The organism is Massilia sp. LXY-6, from assembly GCF_051233485.1.
GTDB lineage: Bacteria > Pseudomonadota > Gammaproteobacteria > Burkholderiales > Burkholderiaceae_D > Telluria.
This window is the reverse complement of record NZ_JBKFGF010000033.1, coordinates 24,303-39,419: the sequence shown is the minus strand read 5'-3', so window position 1 is coordinate 39,419 and position 15,117 is coordinate 24,303. Positions and strand designations below refer to the sequence as shown.

Annotated in this window: 16 protein-coding genes; 8 read left to right on the top strand and 8 right to left on the bottom strand. The window is 65.4% G+C overall.

Annotated elements, in window-relative coordinates; genetic code table 11:
• Positions 1 to 774: a hypothetical protein gene (locus ACI48D_RS15695; RefSeq protein WP_435572168.1), complete on the top strand. Its 774-nt coding sequence runs from the start codon at positions 1 to 3 to the stop codon at positions 772 to 774.
• A gap of 31 nt (positions 775 to 805) precedes the next feature.
• Positions 806 to 1,561, top strand: coding sequence for a DsbC family protein (locus ACI48D_RS15690; RefSeq protein ID WP_435572167.1), 756 nt, complete (start codon positions 806 to 808; stop codon positions 1,559 to 1,561).
• 157 nt (positions 1,562 to 1,718) lie between these two features.
• Here ACI48D_RS15690 and parC read toward each other — a convergent pair whose 3' ends face one another.
• The gene (parC, locus tag ACI48D_RS15685; RefSeq protein WP_435572166.1) at positions 1,719 to 4,052 is read right to left on the bottom strand and encodes a DNA topoisomerase IV subunit A; all 2,334 of its coding nucleotides are present in this window, start codon (positions 4,050 to 4,052) and stop codon (positions 1,719 to 1,721) included.
• Between the two features lie 141 nt (positions 4,053 to 4,193).
• On the bottom strand, positions 4,194 to 6,194 hold the full coding sequence (locus tag ACI48D_RS15680) for a DNA topoisomerase IV subunit B (protein ID WP_435572165.1): 2,001 nt from the start codon (positions 6,192 to 6,194) through the stop codon (positions 4,194 to 4,196).
• A 242-nt stretch (positions 6,195 to 6,436) separates the two neighbouring features.
• Between ACI48D_RS15680 and ACI48D_RS15675 the strand changes: the two genes are divergently transcribed.
• Positions 6,437 to 7,414: a gamma-glutamyl-gamma-aminobutyrate hydrolase family protein gene (locus tag ACI48D_RS15675; protein ID WP_435572164.1), complete on the top strand. Its 978-nt coding sequence runs from the start codon at positions 6,437 to 6,439 to the stop codon at positions 7,412 to 7,414.
• Between the two features lie 46 nt (positions 7,415 to 7,460).
• On the opposite strand, the gene ACI48D_RS15670 is transcribed toward ACI48D_RS15675, so the two are convergent.
• Positions 7,461 to 7,853, bottom strand: coding sequence for a VOC family protein (locus tag ACI48D_RS15670; protein WP_435572163.1), 393 nt, complete (start codon positions 7,851 to 7,853; stop codon positions 7,461 to 7,463).
• Between the two features lie 59 nt (positions 7,854 to 7,912).
• Positions 7,913 to 8,359 carry an SRPBCC family protein gene (locus ACI48D_RS15665; protein WP_435572162.1) on the bottom strand — a complete coding sequence of 149 codons (447 nt, stop codon included), beginning with the start codon at positions 8,357 to 8,359 and terminating at the stop codon, positions 7,913 to 7,915.
• Positions 8,360 to 8,418: 59 nt separating this feature from the next.
• Between ACI48D_RS15665 and ACI48D_RS15660 the strand changes: the two genes are divergently transcribed.
• Together ACI48D_RS15660 and ACI48D_RS15655 are read left to right on the top strand one after the other, a co-directional pair.
• Positions 8,419 to 8,742: a hypothetical protein gene (locus tag ACI48D_RS15660; protein WP_435572161.1), complete on the top strand. Its 324-nt coding sequence runs from the start codon at positions 8,419 to 8,421 to the stop codon at positions 8,740 to 8,742.
• 72 nt (positions 8,743 to 8,814) lie between these two features.
• Complete coding sequence (locus tag ACI48D_RS15655) at positions 8,815 to 9,435, top strand: lysostaphin resistance A-like protein (RefSeq protein ID WP_435572160.1); 621 nt, start codon at positions 8,815 to 8,817, stop codon at positions 9,433 to 9,435.
• On the opposite strand, the gene ACI48D_RS15650 is transcribed toward ACI48D_RS15655, so the two are convergent.
• The 3 genes from ACI48D_RS15650 to ACI48D_RS15640 are packed head-to-tail and all read right to left on the bottom strand — an operon-like array spanning position 9,436 to position 12,055.
• The gene (locus ACI48D_RS15650) at positions 9,436 to 10,605 is read right to left on the bottom strand and encodes a vWA domain-containing protein (protein WP_435572159.1); all 1,170 of its coding nucleotides are present in this window, start codon (positions 10,603 to 10,605) and stop codon (positions 9,436 to 9,438) included.
• 8 nt (positions 10,606 to 10,613) lie between these two features.
• On the bottom strand, positions 10,614 to 11,204 hold the full coding sequence (locus ACI48D_RS15645) for a GNAT family N-acetyltransferase (protein WP_435572158.1): 591 nt from the start codon (positions 11,202 to 11,204) through the stop codon (positions 10,614 to 10,616).
• Positions 11,201 to 12,055 (bottom strand): AAA family ATPase, encoded by an 855-nt coding sequence (locus tag ACI48D_RS15640; protein ID WP_435572157.1) that lies wholly within the window; start codon positions 12,053 to 12,055, stop codon positions 11,201 to 11,203. Before ACI48D_RS15640 ends, ACI48D_RS15645 begins: the two co-directional genes overlap by 4 nt.
• A 181-nt stretch (positions 12,056 to 12,236) precedes the next feature.
• On the opposite strand from ACI48D_RS15640, the gene ACI48D_RS15635 reads away from it, so the two are divergent.
• The 3 genes from ACI48D_RS15635 (at position 12,237) to ACI48D_RS15625 (ending at position 14,548) form a co-directional block, all read left to right on the top strand.
• Positions 12,237 to 12,584, top strand: a complete 348-nt coding sequence (locus tag ACI48D_RS15635; protein WP_435572156.1) for a c-type cytochrome — start codon at positions 12,237 to 12,239, stop codon at positions 12,582 to 12,584.
• 13 nt (positions 12,585 to 12,597) lie between these two features.
• Positions 12,598 to 12,951, top strand: a complete 354-nt coding sequence (locus ACI48D_RS15630) for a c-type cytochrome (protein ID WP_435572155.1) — start codon at positions 12,598 to 12,600, stop codon at positions 12,949 to 12,951.
• 79 nt (positions 12,952 to 13,030) lie between these two features.
• A complete protein-coding gene (locus ACI48D_RS15625; RefSeq protein ID WP_435572154.1) occupies positions 13,031 to 14,548 on the top strand; it encodes a SulP family inorganic anion transporter in 1,518 nt (505 codons plus the stop codon).
• A 123-nt stretch (positions 14,549 to 14,671) separates the two neighbouring features.
• Here ACI48D_RS15625 and ACI48D_RS15620 read toward each other — a convergent pair whose 3' ends face one another.
• Positions 14,672 to 15,097, bottom strand: coding sequence for a DUF1841 family protein (locus tag ACI48D_RS15620; RefSeq protein ID WP_435572153.1), 426 nt, complete (start codon positions 15,095 to 15,097; stop codon positions 14,672 to 14,674).
• Positions 15,098 to 15,117: the final 20 nt, after the last annotated feature.

Here is a 15,117-nt window from a genome sequence, read left to right as displayed (position 1 = left end):
ATGGCCTCCCTGCTGGACAGAAAACTCGGATTCGCCATGGTCTGCGCGGGCGGCGTGGCTGTCGGGGTGACGGCGGCGCTGTGGCTGCAAGGCAGCGGCGCGCCTGCCGCCAGGCCGGTGCCCGCCGCGGCCTCCGCCTGGGATGGCGCGATCGGCCCCGGCAGCCTGGCCGCGCCGGCACCCGGCAGCGGTGGCGCCCCCGGCATGGCAGCCTTGAGCGAACCGACACTGACGGATGCCGGCGGCCGCCTCGTCATCGGCTTGCCGCTGCGCCAGCTGATCGATTCCTACGTCCTGAAGGCCGGCGCCGGGCGCCAGGCGCGCGCTGCCGAACTGCGCGCTTACCTGCGCCGGCGACTCGCGCAGCCGGCGCTGGCCCAGGCGGAGGGATTGGTCGGCGACTACCTGCGCTACCTGGATGCCGAGCAGGCGCTGCGCGCGCAGCTGCGCATTGCGCCGCTTGGCGAGAGCGGCCTGGACATTGCCCAGGTCGGGAAGCTGCAGGACTGGCAGCGGCAGCGCGCGCAACTGCGCGAACGGATGTTGGGCACGGTCGCGGCGCAGGCGTGGTTCGCGGCCGAGGATGCCGGTTGCAGCACCGCCCTGGCGGACTGGCGCACGATGCGCGCGCCGGTCGGGTCGGCGGAAGTGGATTCGAACGAACTGCAGGCGCGGCGCCTGCACGGCGCCATGCTGGAACAGCGCCGCGAGGAGGACGCCCGGACCTGCGCCGGACAGCTCATCGACGGCCTGGCCGCCGGCGCCGGAACATGATGGGATCGATGGAATGGAAACGATGATAAAGATGATAAAGATGAAAGCGGTGGCGGCGATGGCGGCGATGGCAATCAGCGCGGCAGTCAGCGCGGCAGCCGGCGCGGCAACCCAGCCGCATGCCGAAACGCCGGACGAGGCGCGCGTCCACAAGCTGGTGGAGCCGCGCATGGGCAATAACGTGAAGGTGGATGCGGTGGAGAAGACACCGTATGGCGGCCTGTACGAGATCCGTACCGGCGGCGACATCTTCTACACCGATGCGGGAGCGCGCTACATGTTCGTCGGAAAGGTGGTCGACCTGGGGACGCTGCAGGATCTCACGCGCGCGCGCACCGACGAGCTGGCGGCGATCCGGTTTGCCGACCTGCCGCTGGAGATGGCGATCAAGACCGTGAAGGGAAATGGCGAGCGGGTGATGGCGGTGTTCGAGGACCCGAACTGTCCGTACTGCCGCAAGCTGCACGAGACCCTGCGCGGCATCGATAACGTGACCGTCTACACCTTCCTGTTGAATATCCTGTCGGAAGATTCGGCGGCCAAGTCGAAGAATATCTGGTGCGCCGCCGACCGCACGCAGGCCTGGCAGCAGTGGATGCTGGAAACCAAGGCGCCGCCGGCCGCGCCGGCCGGCTGCATCGCACCCGGCAAGCAGGTGCTGGCGCTGGGCCGGAAGCTGCACGTGCAGGGCACGCCGACGATCTATTTTGCCGATGGATCGCGCAGCGGCAGCGGCTTCGACGCGGCGACCCTGGAAGCGCGGCTGCGCAAGCTTACTAAACCGTAATAGTGTGCTTATTGCGACCCCGGTGCTTGTCTCGTAGACTGGTTTGCAACTTGATTCATCCGGTCAAGCACGATCCGTAAGCAGGATGCGCCCGACGGCAGTCGGACGTCATCCTGTTCAAGTGGCACCCGCCAGGGCACTGGCGGGGGCCACCTTTTTATTGGCCCTCGCCGGTCGTGCGCATCGCCAGGTCTTTCGCCTTCAGCTTCGCCGACAGCGGCTTGCCCTTGCGCGCCCGCTTGCCGAAGTGCGGCTCCAGGCCGACGCCGAACAGTTCCACGGTACGCGGCTTGTCGCCGGCCCAGGTGCCGCTGACATTCACGCCTTTCGGGCTGATCGGCTGGGCCGCCAGCAGCTTTTCCTTCGGCTCCAGCTCCATCAGCGTCACGCCGCGGCCGCCGTTGGTCAGCACCTTCATCTCGTCGATACCGAACACCAGCACGCGGCCCTTTTCGGACAGGCAGGCCACCGCACCGGCATTGTCCGCCACCACGCGCGGCGGCAGCGGGACGGCGCCGTCGTCCAGGGTGATGAAGGACTTGCCGCCCTTCAGACGGGTCGCCATGTCGCCGGCCTTGGCGATGAAGCCGAAGCCGGAAGACGTCGACAGCAGCAGGCGCGTCTCGGCATTGCCCGCGAAGTAGTACAGAATGCGTCCGCCGCCCGACAGGTCGACCAGGGTCGTGATCGGCACGCCGTCGCCGCGCGACCCCGGCAGGGCGGCCACCGGCACGGAGTATGCCTTGCCGTTGTCGCCGATGCACAGCAGCGTATCCACGGTGCGGCATTCGAAGACATAGCCAAGGGAGTCGCCGGCCTTGAAGGTGAACTGGGCCGGATCGTGGCCGATGCCGGTGCGTGCGCGCACCCAGCCCTTCTCGGAAACGATCACCGTCACCGGCTCGTCGACGATCTTCTGCTCGGCCACGGCCTTCTGCGCTTCTTCGATCAGGGTGCGGCGGTCGTCGCCGAACTGCTTCGAGTCCGCTTCGATCTCGCGGATGATCAGGCGCTTCATGGAAGACGGATTGTTCAGGATGTCTTCGAGCTTTTCCTTCTCCCCGCGCAGCTCGGCCAGCTCCTGCTGGATCTTGATCGCTTCCAGGCGCGCCAGCTGGCGCAGGCGGATCTCGAGGATGTCCTCGGCCTGGCGCTCGGACAGGCGGAAGCGCTCGATCAGCGCGGCCTTCGGCTCGTCCGAATTACGGATGATGGCGATGACCTCGTCGATGTTCAGCAGGACGATCTCGCGGCCTTCCAGGATATGGATGCGGTCGTTGACCTTGCCGAGCTTGAACTCGGTACGGCGGCGCACCGTCACGAAGCGGTAGTCGATCCACTCCTGCAGGATCTCGGTCAGGCCCTTCTGGCGCGGACGGCCGTCGCCGCCGATCATCACCAGGTTGATCGGGGCCGAGGTCTCCAGCGAGGTATGCGCCAGCAGCATCAGCATGAACTCGGCCTGGTCCTGGTTCTTCGACTTCGGCTCGAACACCAGGCGCACCGGGGCCTCGCGGCCGGATTCGTCGCGCACGGCATCCAGCGCGCCGAGGATGGTCTGCTTCAGCGCCAGCTGGTCGGGCAGCAGGGTCTTCTTGCCGACCTTGATCTTCGGGTTGGTCAGTTCCTCGATCTCTTCCAGCACGCGCTGCGAGGACACGCCCGGCGGCAGTTCGGTGACGACCGCCTGCCACTGGCCGCGCGCCAGTTCCTCGATCTTCCAGCGTGCGCGCACCTTCATCGAGCCGCGCCCGGTGGCGTACATGTCGGCGATGTTCGAGGCCGGCGTGATGATCTGGCCGCCGCCCGGGTAGTCCGGCCCGGGCATCAGCGTCATCAGCTCGGCGTGGGTGATCTTCGGATTGCGGATCATCGCCACCGCCGCCGCCGCCACTTCGCGCAGGTTGTGCGAAGGGATCTCGGTGGCCATGCCCACCGCGATGCCGGAGGCACCGTTCAGCAGCAGCATCGGCAGGCGGGCAGGCAGGGTGCGCGGCTCTTCGCTGGAGCCGTCGTAGTTCGGCTGGAAGTCGACCGTGCCCATGTCGATCTCGTCGAGCAGCAGGCGCGATACCGGCGTCAGGCGCGCTTCGGTGTAGCGCATCGCCGCCGCGCCATCGCCGTCGCGCGAGCCGAAGTTGCCCTGGCCGTCGATCAGCGGGTAGCGCAGCGAGAAGTCCTGGGCCATGCGCACCAGCGCGTCATACACGGACTGGTCGCCGTGCGGGTGCAGCTTGCCGAGCACGTCGCCGACCACGGTCGCCGATTTGCGCGGCTTGGCGGTCGGGCCCAGGCCCAGCTCGTTCATCGAATACAGGATGCGGCGCTGGACCGGCTTCTGGCCGTCGGACACGTCCGGCAGCGCGCGGCCTTTCACGACGGAAACCGCGTAGTCCAGGTAGGCGCGTTCGGCGAAGGTGGAGAGGGTGAGCGTCTCGGCGTCAATGCCGGCCGGCTCGTGTTGTTGTTCGAAGAGGCTTGCTTGGCTCATATTGTTTATTCGTTCCTGTGGCGCGGAAGGCTGCTCAGGCAAACTTGGGTTCCCGCCTTCGCGGGAACGACGCTACGGTGTCACGTCATTCCCGCGCAGGCGGGAATCCAAGCTCGTCGAGTCGTCGCGCTGTGTCCTTGATCAGATATCTGCTTCCGTCTCGTTGCCGTGCTCTTCCAGCCATGCACGGCGGGCGGCGGCTTCGCCTTTACCCATCAGCATGTTGAAGCGTGCCGACGATTCGGCCAGGTTGTAGTCGCCAAAGGCCACTGGCAGCAGGCGCCGGGTATCCGGGTTCATCGTGGTTTCCCACAGCTGTTCGGCGTTCATCTCGCCCAGGCCCTTGAAGCGGGAGATGCTCCACACGCCTTCCTTTAGGCCTTCCTTCTTGAGCTTGTCCTCGATCGCCAGCAGCTCGCCGTCGTCCAGCGCGTACAGCTTCTGGATCGGCTTCTTGCCGCGCGCCGGCACGTCGACGCGGTACAGCGGCGGGCGCGCGACGCACACGTGGCCATCCTTGAACAGGGCCGGGAAATGCTTGAAGAACAAGGTGAGCAGCAGCACCTGGATGTGCGAGCCGTCGACGTCCGCGTCCGACAGGATGCAGATCTTCCCGTAGCGCAGGCCGGACAGGTCCGGCGTGTCGCTTGAACTGTGCGGGTCGACGCCGATCGCCACCGCGATGTCGTGGATCTCGTTGTTGGCGAACAGGCGGTCGCGGTCGGTTTCCCAGGTGTTCAGCACCTTGCCGCGCAGCGGCAGGATGGCCTGGAATTCCTTGTCGCGGCCCATCTTGGCCGAGCCGCCCGCCGAGTCGCCCTCGACCAGGAACAGTTCGTTGCGGGTGATGTCGGTCGATTCGCAATCGGTCAGCTTGCCCGGCAACACGGCCACGCCCGAGGACTTCTTCTTCTCGACCTTCTGCAGCGAACGCAGGCGGGATTGCGCCTGCTTGATGACGAGTTCGGCCAGCTTCTTGCCGTAGTCGACGTGCTGGTTCAGCCACAATTCGAGCGGCGGACGGGTGAAGGTCGACACCAGCTTCACGGCGTCGCGCGAATTCAGGCGCTCCTTGGTCTGGCCCTGGAACTGCGGGTCCAGCACCTTCGCCGACAGCACGAACGAGACCCGTGCGAACACGTCTTCCGGCAGCAGCTTGACGCCTTTCGGCAGCAGCGAGTGCATCTCGACGAAGCTCTTCACGGCGCCGAACAGGCCATCGCGCAGGCCGGATTCGTGGGTGCCGCCGCTGACCGTCGGGATCAGGTTGACATAGGATTCACGCACCACGGCGCCTTCCTCGGTCCAGGCCACGACCCAGGCCGCGCCTTCGCCTTCCGCGAAGCCCTCGTCGCCCGCGGCGGCGTACTGCGCGCCTTCGAACAGCGGGATCACGGTCTGGCCGTTGTTCGCGGTCTGCGCCAGCGCTTCGGTCAGGTAGCCGCGCAGGCCTTCGTCGTAGCGCCAGGTCTGGGTATCGCCGGTCTTGCCGTTGGTGAGCGTGACGGTCACGCCCGGCAGCAGCACGGCCTTCGAGCGCAGCAGGCGCTGCAGCTCGGCCATCGGGATGTTCGGCGAATCGAAGTATTGCCCGTCCGGCCAGGCGGTGACGCGGGTGCCGTTCTTCTTGCCGCCGCGTTCGGGCGGGGCGGAGCTCAGGGGCTCGACCACGTCGCCGGCTTCGAAGGCCAGGTGGTGTACGCCGTTGCCCTGGTCGTCCTTGCGCCAGACGGTGATCTCGAGGCGCTTCGACAGCGCATTCGTGACCGACACGCCGACGCCGTGCAGGCCGCCTGAGAACGCGTAGGCGCCGCCCGAACCCTTGTCGAACTTGCCGCCCGCGTGCAGGCGCGTGAACACGATCTCGACGGTCGAGACGCCTTCCTCGGGGTGGATGCCGACCGGGATGCCGCGGCCGTCGTCCTCGACCGTGATCGAGCCGTCCACGTTCATCGTGACGGCGATGTTCTTGCAGTGCCCACCCAGCGCCTCGTCCGAGGCGTTGTCGATCACTTCCTGGATGATGTGCAGCGGGTTTTCGGTGCGCGTGTACATGCCCGGACGCTGCTTGACGGGCTCCAGTCCCTTCAGGACCCGGATGGATGATTCGCTGTAGTCGGTTGCAGTTTTCTTGGTGGCCATGCTGGATATTGTGTAATTCGAATGCCTGCGCATTCTATCTTGTCGCGCGGCAATAAGAACGCCAAACGACTTGGCAAAAGGCGCCAGTGTCGGTGCTTATGCGCGTTTTGGGAAGAGGTACCGAAAAGACACTGTATGGAAATACAGTATTCTTGCCTGTTGAGCGCAAGTTTGCAAGCCCTCCTGCATGGATTCTGCAAATGCAATCGTGCGCGCCCTACGGCAGGGCTATATTTACCTGCATGGTAGAGGACAATGATAAGCGCGAAACTGCCGGCCTGCCGCCGGACGGTTCATCGGGATCGCCGCGCGTTCCGGACCGGCGCGCCACCGGAGGATCGTCGCGCTACCTCCGGCACGGCGATACGCCGCTGGCGCTGGCCACCCGCGTGCTGCGCTCGCGCTGGCGCGCCATCAGCGACCGCCTGGGCCGCGACTTCATGCGGCGCACGCTGCGGATTGGCGTGTCCGCCCGCATCTTTCATCCGGAGCCGGGCTCCGTCGGGCTGCGCAGCAAGAACCTGCAATACCTCGAAGAGTCGATCGCGCAATGGGTCATGTCGCGCGACGTGCTGGTGTTCATGGTGCCGACCGTGAACACGAATGGGTTGCTGCATCCCAGCAACATCACGATGCGTCATTACGCGCGCCATCTCGACGGATTGGTGCTGCAGGGCGGGGCGGACGTCTCGCCGATGACGTATTCGGACTCGCCGACCCGGCCCGAATGGAGCGGCGACCGCGCCCGCGACGTCTACGAACTCGAGCTGCTGCACGAATTCGTCGACGCCGGCAAGCCGGTACTCGGCATCTGCCGCGGTTGCCAGCTGATCAACGTGGCCTTCGGCGGGACGCTCTACCAGGACGTGGCGACCAATGTGCCCGAGGCTCTGTCCCATGTGCACGAAGACTACGACGCCCACCGCCACGCGATCGTGTTTCCGCAAGGCTCGTCGCTGGGCAAGATGTTCCCCGACCAGAAGCGGCCGATCGTCAACTCGATCCATCACCAGGCCGTGAAGGACCTGGGGCGCGACATCCACGTCGAGGCCGTGTCGGACCCGGACGGCATCGTCGAGGCGATCCGCTACCAGCGCGCGCCCTTCGTGATGGGACTGCAGTGGCATCCGGAGTTCCACCGGGCCAAGGGAACGGAACTGCTCGACTGCACGCCGGTGCTGGATGAGTTCCTGCGGGCGGCGAGGGAGACGCGGCTCTAAGAATCCGTTTGCACGGGCATCGAACTGCGTCGCCGGCGCGGTCCGCTTACCTGGGACGATAGATGGCGCAGAGCTTGTGGCCATCGGGATCGCGGACATAAGCGAGGACCATCTTCCCGAGACTGCCTTCGCGCGGACCCGGCGGGTCTTCGATCGAGGTACCGCCATGCGCGACCGCCGTGTCATGGAACTTCTGCACCTGTTCCGCAGAATCGCATTTGAAGCCGATGGTTCCCCCGTTCGCACAAGTAGCATCTTCTCCGTTGATCGGCTCGGTAATGGCAAAGCTGCTGCCGTTGTGGCTGTAGAACAGCCGCGTGCGGCCGCCCTGGGTGGTATCGCGGAACGGTTCGCCCGCACCCAGCGTTCCGAGCACCGCATCGTAAAAGCGTTTGGCGCGTTCCAGGTCGTTCGTACCGACCATCACATGATTCAGCATGCATGTCTCCTTTGATGAGGGAAGGGCTACATCATAGCGCTAACCGGCTCGGTTCCCGCTCAGTTCCTGATCTCGACCTCGACCAGCCTGGCCAGCAGTTCCAGCGATTCCTGCCAGCCGAGATAGCAGGCCTCGAGCGGAATCATGGACGGGATGCCTTCCTGGGTGATTCTCACCTCGACGCCGCAGAACACCTCGCGCAGCAGCACCGTGGTCTGCATCCGGCCGGGCAGGTTCGGATCGTCGAATTCGGCCGTGTAGCGCAGGCGCTGGCCCGGTTCCAGTTCCAGGTATTCGCCGCCGAAAGTATGGCTGTGGCCGGTCGTGAAATTCGTGAACGACATCCGGTAGCGGCCACCGACCCGGCTGTCCATCTCGTGCACGGTGCCGATGAAGCCATGCGGCGGCAGCCATTTGGCGAAGGCGCCCGCCGTGGTGAAGGCGCGGTACACGCGGTCGGCGCTGGATTTCAGGACACGGTGCAGCTCGACGGTATTCGTGGACATGATCTCTTCCTTATCGTGAGAAGCAGCGGCGCTGCCGATTCGACATGCTACAGTAAGCCATGCCCGCCCCCCGACATTATCCGGTGACGCCCGATGGACGCTACTTCGTCGTCAGGGGCCGCTTATGGCGCACGAGTAATCCCGCGCTCGCACCGGCGCTGCGCCAGGAACTGGTCGATAAATTGATGGCGGCGCGCCGGCAGGTCGGCATCGCCAGAAAGGCCGGCGACCTCGACGCCGAGCGCAGCGCCCGCGCGGCCGTCGACGAAGCCAAGCGCGCGCTTGGGGAGCGCGGTCCGGTATGGTGGCTGGACGGAGCACCGGACTTCAACTGCCGCATGGTGGCGAATACGCCGTATGCCGACTGGTACGCGGCGCTGTGAGTCCATCCGGAGCGCTCGGCATACCAGGAAGAACGGAAAGGCAGCCGATGCACGCTGGGATAGAATGGCGGGATGAACGAATCGCAACAGACCCGACCATCGGAAACGGACACGCCGCAGGGCACGACCCGCCCCACGATCCGCCTCGGCGCCCAGGTGCTGACCTGCCTGGTCTTCTGCCTGATCGCCGCGCCCATCATCTGGTTCAGCCGGCCCGAGCCGCAGACGCTCTTCAGCCGTCCGGCCGGGCCGCTGACCCAGCTGCTGGTGGGCCAGGTGCTGGCGCTGATCGCTGCGCTGGTGTCGTGGCTGCTGTTCCGCGTCACGGCCAGTTTGGCGTCCAGCGCCAGGACCATCGAAAGCTATGCGCGGCTCGACCTGCGCGGCCTGAATCCGCTGTGGATCAGCATCGCCGCCGCCATCGGCGAAGAGATGCTGTTCCGCGCGGCCCTGCAGCCGCTGCTGGGCGTGTGGATCGTGTCGCTGCTCTTCCTGCTCACCCACGTGCCGGTGTACCGTTTCCGCAAGCTGGACGGGGCCACGCTGGCGCAGGCGGCGGCCGTGTTCGGCGGCAGCGTGGTGCTGGGCTTCGTGTTCGACTACGTCGGCCTGCTGGCGGCCATGCTGGTGCATATGTGGATCGATATCGTGGGGCTGCTGATCGTGCGCCACGCGCTCCAGGCGCGCGAATGATTACTTGCTCAGCAGCCGCATTGCCCGTTCCAGCCCATCGATGGTGATCGGGAACATCCGGTGATTCATGATCTGCCGGATGATCGAAATCGATTGCCGGTACTGCCACAGGTTTTCCGGCTCCGGATTCAGCCAGGCGAATTTCGGGAAGGCGTTGCAGAAGCGCGCCAGCCATTCGGCGCCCGCTTCCTCGTTGTTGTACTCGACCGAACCGCCCGGGGCCAGCACCTCGTAGGGGCTCATGGTCGCGTCGCCCACGAAGATCACGCGGGTGTCGGGCGGGTACTTGCGCAGCACGTCCCAGGTCGGGAAGCGTTCCGTGCTGCGGCGCCGGTTGTTCTTCCACAGGTAGTCGTAGACGCAGTTGTGGAAATAGAAGAACTCCATGTTCTTGAACTCGGTCTTTGCCGCCGAGAACAGTTCCTCGGTGCGCTCGATGTGGTCGTCCATGGTGCCGCCCACGTCCAGCAGCATCAGCACCTTGATGCGGTTCCGGCGCTCGGGCTGCATCTTGATGTCCAGCCAGCCGGCGTTGTTGGCGGTCGAGCGGATCGTGTCGTCCAGCGCCAGTTCTTCCGCCGCGCCGGTGCGCGCGAAACGCCGCAAGCGGCGCAGCGCCACCTTGATGTTGCGGACGCCCAGTTCGCGCTCGCTGTCGTAGTCCTTGTAGGTGCGCTGCTCCCACACTTTTACGGCGGTCCGGTTGCCGCCCTTGCCGCCGATGCGGATCCCTTCCGGATTCGTGCCGCCATTGCCGAACGGGGAGGTGCCGCCGGTGCCGATCCACTTGCTGCCGCCTTCGTGACGCTCCTTCTGCTCGTCCAGCAGTTGCTGCAATCTCGCCATCAGCTTGTCGTAGCCGAGCTTTTGCAGCTCGGCCTTCTGCTCGGGCGTGAGTTCGCGTTCGAGGCGCTTGATCAGCCAGTCGAGCGGAATCTTGGCCTTGGCGTCGAACACCGCCTCGATGCCCTTGAAGTAGAGTCCGAAAGCCTTGTCGAACTTGTCGAAGTGGGCTTCGTCCTTCACCAGCGTCAGGCGGGACAGGTAGTAGAACGCGTCGAGCGAAGGCGCGATCACGTCCTTCTGCAGCGCTTCCAGCAGCGTCAGGAATTCCTTGATCGTGACCGGCACCTTGGCGTCACGCAGGGCGAAGAAGAATCCGATCAGCATTCGGGCCCTCAGCTTTCCGCGTGACGGCTCAAGCGGTAGTGCAGCTGCGACTTGATCTCGGGCCACTCGCCGCGCAGGATGCTATACATGACGGTATCGCGCACGGTCCCGTCGCGGCGCGGCGCGTGGTGGCGGATCGTGCCGTCCTTCTTCGCGCCGAGACGTTCGATTGCGGCCTGCGAGGCGTAATTGAAGTTGTCGGTGCGCAGGCCGACGACCAGGCAGCCCAGGGTGTCGAAGGCGTGCGAGAGCAGCAGCAGCTTGCAGCTGGTGTTGACGTGGCTGCGCTGGCGGCTTTTCGCATACCAGGTGTAGCCGATCTCGACGCGGTCGACGGCGGGCACGATGTCGTGGTAGCTGGTCGAACCGACGACCGTGCCGCTGGCGGCGTCGATCACCGCGAAGGCAAGGCGATTGTCCATCTCGAGCGCGGCGCGGATGTACTGCTCCGTCTCGTGCGGCGCCGGTACCGAGGTGATGCGCAGGTTCCACAGCTCGCCGTCCGCGGCCGCGGCGCGCAGGCCGTCCAGGTGGTGCAGGGCCAGCGGCTCCAGGCGCACGCCGTTGAACTCCAGCGTGACGGGATCGACGCGGATCATCGGTTGTGCCTCGCCATCGCCACCAGGCGCTCGAACAGGTGCACGTCCTGCTCGTTCTTGAGGAGCGCCCCGTGCAGCGGCGGCACGACGGTTTTCGCATCCTTGCTGCGCAGCGCCTCGACCGGGATGTCCTCGGCCAGCAGGAGCTTGAGCCAATCCAGGAATTCCGAGGTCGACGGCTTCTTCTTCAGGCCCGGCACGTCGCGCAGCTGGTAGAAGTTTTCCAGCGCGGCAGCCAGCAGTTCCTGCTTCAGGTGCGGGTAGTGGACCTGCACGATCTCGGCCATCGTCTCGCGGTCCGGGAATTTGATGTAGTGGAAGAAGCAGCGGCGCAGGAAAGCGTCCGGCAGTTCCTTCTCGTTGTTCGAGGTGATGATGACCAGCGGGCGGTGCTTCGCCACCACCATCTCGCGCGTCTCGTAGACGTAGAACTCCATGCGGTCCAGTTCGCGCAGCAGGTCGTTCGGGAATTCGATGTCGGCCTTGTCGATCTCGTCGATCAGCAGTACCACCGGCTCGGGCGCGGTGAAGGCCTGCCACAGCACGCCCTTGACGATGTAGTTGTGGATGTCGCGCACGCGCTCGTCGCCCAGCTGCGAATCGCGCAGGCGCGAGACGGCGTCGTACTCGTACAGGCCCTGTTGCGCCTTGGTGGTCGACTTGATATGCCATTGCAGCAGCGGCATGTCGAGCGCCGCCGCCACTTCTTCGGCAAGCATGGTCTTGCCGGTGCCGGGCTCGCCCTTGATCAGCAGCGGGCGGGCCAGGGTGAGGGCGGCGTTCACGGCCAGTTTCAGGTCATCGGTGGCGACGTAGTTGTCGCTGCCTTCGAAGCGTTGGGATGCGTGCATGGGAGTTTGCTTGCCGAGACGATATGTAAACGCTATCGAGTATATGACAGAAGCATCGCCAACGCGTAAGTGTTGCTTTGTAGACTGACGCATGTTCTTCATATAGAATCGGCTCTTCGTAGTACAAATGCTAAGTTTTTGTGCAGTTGCGGTATTCGATTCAACCTTACGATTCCCAATCATGAAAAAACCGTTAGCAGTACTGATGTTTGCCGCCACTGCCGGCGCGGTTGGCGCCGCTGGCGCTGCCGACATCGTCGCCAACCCGAAGGCGGCCCCGAACAAGATCGAACAATGTATCGGCTGCCATGGCATTCCCGGCTACAAGACCACCTTCCCCGAGGTCTACCAGGTGCCGATGATCGGCGGCCAATCGGCCAAGTACATCGAAGCCGCCCTGCAGGCGTACAAGAAGGGTGACCGCAAGCACCCGTCCATGCGCGGCATCGCCGCCAGCCTGTCCGACCAGGACATCGCCGACATCGCCGCCTACTACGCGCAGCAGTCGGCCGCCACGCCCAACAAATGAGCCGGGGGACGCCATGAATAAACTGATCCTTGCCCTGACCTGCGCCGCTGCCCTGTCGGCATCGAGCTCCGCCTTCGCCGGCGGCGACAGCGCGCGCGGCGCCGAGCTGACCAAGAAATACAACTGCGCTTCCTGCCACGGCGCCGACTACAAGTCCCCGATCGACCCGAGCTACCCGAAGCTGGCCGGCCAGCACGCCGACTACCTGGCGCACGCGCTCACCGCCTACCAGCGCGGCGACAAGATCATGAACGGCCGTAACAACGCGATCATGGCCGGCATGGCCCAGCCGCTGTCGGACCGCGACAAGGCCGACATCGCCGCCTACCTGCAAAGCCTGCCCGGACCGCTGGTGGTCAAGAAGTAAGCCGGCAAGTCATTTACAATAGCGGCCCCTCTGGTCCGCCGGCCTGTGCCGGCGGACCTTGTTTTTTGGAGCGTCCGCCTTGCCCACTGTTTCGCCTTCCCACATCAAGACCAACCTGCTGAGCGGCCTGACGGTCGCGCTGGCCCTGGTCCCGGAAGCCATCGCCTTCGCGCTGGTGGCCCACGTGTCGCCGCTGACCGGCCTGTATGCCGCCGTGCTGGTGTCTTTCATTACTTCGGCTTTCGGCGGGCGGCCGGGCATGATTTCCGGCGCCGCCGGCGCGCTGGCGGTGGTCATGGTCGCGCTGGTCGTCCAGCACGGCGTGCAATACCTGTTCGCCGCCATCGTCCTGATGGGCGTGCTGCAGATCCTGTTCGCGCTGGCCCGGCTCGGCAAATTCATCCGCATGGTGCCGCATCCGGTCATGCTGGGCTTCGTGAACGGCCTGGCGATCGTGATCTTCGTGGCCCAGTTCGAGCACTTTAAACTCAGCGCGGCCGATGGCGGCGGCTGGATGAGCGGTCCGCAGCTGTGGACCATGCTCGGCCTGGTGGCATTGACGATGGCGATCATCTACCTCACGCCGAAGATTACCAGGGCGGTGCCGGCCACGCTGGTCGGCATCCTGGCGGTGGCGCTGCTGGCGCACTTCCTGCACATCGAGACGAAAACCGTCGGCGAACTCGGTTCGATCGCCGGCGGCCTGCCGGGCTTCCACATTCCCGATGTGCCGTTCGACCTGGAGACGCTGCGCATCGTGTTCCCGTACTCGCTGGTGCTGGCCGGCGTCGGCCTGATCGAGACCCTGCTGACGCTGACCCTGATCGACGAGATCACGGACACGCGCGGCCAGCCGAACCGCGAAAGCCTGGCCCAGGGCGCGGCCAACATCGTCACCGCGCTGTTCGGCGGCATGGGCGGCTGCGCGATGATCGGGCAGAGCATGATCAACATCGGCAACGGCGCCCGCAGCCGCCTGTCGGGCATCGCCGCCTCGCTGTTCCTGCTGTCCTTCATCCTGTTCGGATCCAGCATCATCGAGCAGATTCCGCTGGCGGCGCTGATCGGGGTGATGTTCGTGGTCTGCGAGAAGACCTTCGAGTGGGGCACTTTCCGCCTGTTCGGGAAGGTGCCGCGCGCCGATGCGCTGGTGATCGTGCTGGTGGCCGGCGTGACGCTGGCCTTCAACCTGGCGACGGCGGTGGTGGCCGGCGTGATCGTGTCGGCGCTGGTGTTCGCCTGGCAGCACGCCAGGCAGATCCGGGTGTCGACCGGCGTGGACGCGCAAGGATGGAAGGTTTACGAACTGGAAGGCACGCTGTTCTTCGCATCGAGCGCGGGCTTCCAGGCACTGTTCGCGCCCAAGGATGACCCGCAGGACGTGGTGGTCGAGTTCCGCCGCGCGCGGGTAGCCGACCATTCGGCGATCCAGGCAATCGACACGCTGGCCGAACGTTACCGGAATGCCGGCAAGCGCCTGCACCTGCGTCACCTGAGTCCCGATTGCCGCTCGCTGCTGGAGCGGGCCAGGGACATGATCGAAGTGAGCCTGCCGGAAGATCCGCGTTATCGCGTCGCCGACGACAAGCTCGATTGAGGTTTCAGTCCCCGCTGACCTCACAAGCGTAGCGAGCGGCGGCAGTGCTGTTCGAGAAGCGCAGCTGTACGTGAGTACAGGGAGCATCGCAGAACGGCAATGCAACGCGCAGTAGCTTGTGGGTCAGCGGACCCGCTTGCGGACGCACTCGATATAGGCCTCCGCATCCGGCGGCAGGCCGCTGCGCTGCGAGGTCCACATCATCTCGCCCAGGCATTCCATGATCTCGTGATGGGCGTCGTGCTCGCCGATGCGGGCAGCCAGCGCGTCGTGCGCGGCCTTGATGCCGCGCGGCTGGTCGACCGAGACCTGTTCGGCGATCGACAGGTGCATCGACAGGTGCAGGAAGGGATTCGGCTGGCCGCCTTCGACCGAATAGTCGCGCGCCACGGCCTCGTCGGCATCGAGCAGCGCATCGTGGTATTCGGGGTGCTGGTCGATCCAGTCGGCCGCAATCGCATCCATCGGGGTCAGGATTTCGCCGGCGCGGCGCTTGCGCCAGGCTTCGCAGAAGAAGCGGCGCACGTCGTTGGAGGAGGGGGTGAACATGGTGGGCAGTGGCGCTGAAA

Coding starts and splice junctions, on each gene's coding strand:
- parC (WP_435572166.1), bottom strand. CDS start 4,052: ATGAGCCAAGCAAGCCTCTTCGAACAACAACACGAGCCGGCCGGCATT.
- ACI48D_RS15690 (WP_435572167.1), top strand. CDS start 806: ATGATAAAGATGAAAGCGGTGGCGGCGATGGCGGCGATGGCAATCAGC.
- ACI48D_RS15650 (WP_435572159.1), bottom strand. CDS start 10,605: ATGCTGATCGGATTCTTCTTCGCCCTGCGTGACGCCAAGGTGCCGGTC.
- ACI48D_RS15640 (WP_435572157.1), bottom strand. CDS start 12,055: ATGCACGCATCCCAACGCTTCGAAGGCAGCGACAACTACGTCGCCACC.
- ACI48D_RS15645 (WP_435572158.1), bottom strand. CDS start 11,204: ATGATCCGCGTCGATCCCGTCACGCTGGAGTTCAACGGCGTGCGCCTG.
- ACI48D_RS15620 (WP_435572153.1), bottom strand. CDS start 15,097: ATGTTCACCCCCTCCTCCAACGACGTGCGCCGCTTCTTCTGCGAAGCC.
- ACI48D_RS15655 (WP_435572160.1), top strand. CDS start 8,815: ATGAACGAATCGCAACAGACCCGACCATCGGAAACGGACACGCCGCAG.
- ACI48D_RS15680 (WP_435572165.1), bottom strand. CDS start 6,194: ATGGCCACCAAGAAAACTGCAACCGACTACAGCGAATCATCCATCCGG.
- ACI48D_RS15670 (WP_435572163.1), bottom strand. CDS start 7,853: ATGCTGAATCATGTGATGGTCGGTACGAACGACCTGGAACGCGCCAAA.
- ACI48D_RS15630 (WP_435572155.1), top strand. CDS start 12,598: ATGAATAAACTGATCCTTGCCCTGACCTGCGCCGCTGCCCTGTCGGCA.
- ACI48D_RS15635 (WP_435572156.1), top strand. CDS start 12,237: ATGAAAAAACCGTTAGCAGTACTGATGTTTGCCGCCACTGCCGGCGCG.
- ACI48D_RS15675 (WP_435572164.1), top strand. CDS start 6,437: ATGGTAGAGGACAATGATAAGCGCGAAACTGCCGGCCTGCCGCCGGAC.
- ACI48D_RS15695 (WP_435572168.1), top strand. CDS start 1: ATGGCCTCCCTGCTGGACAGAAAACTCGGATTCGCCATGGTCTGCGCG.
- ACI48D_RS15665 (WP_435572162.1), bottom strand. CDS start 8,359: ATGTCCACGAATACCGTCGAGCTGCACCGTGTCCTGAAATCCAGCGCC.
- ACI48D_RS15660 (WP_435572161.1), top strand. CDS start 8,419: ATGCCCGCCCCCCGACATTATCCGGTGACGCCCGATGGACGCTACTTC.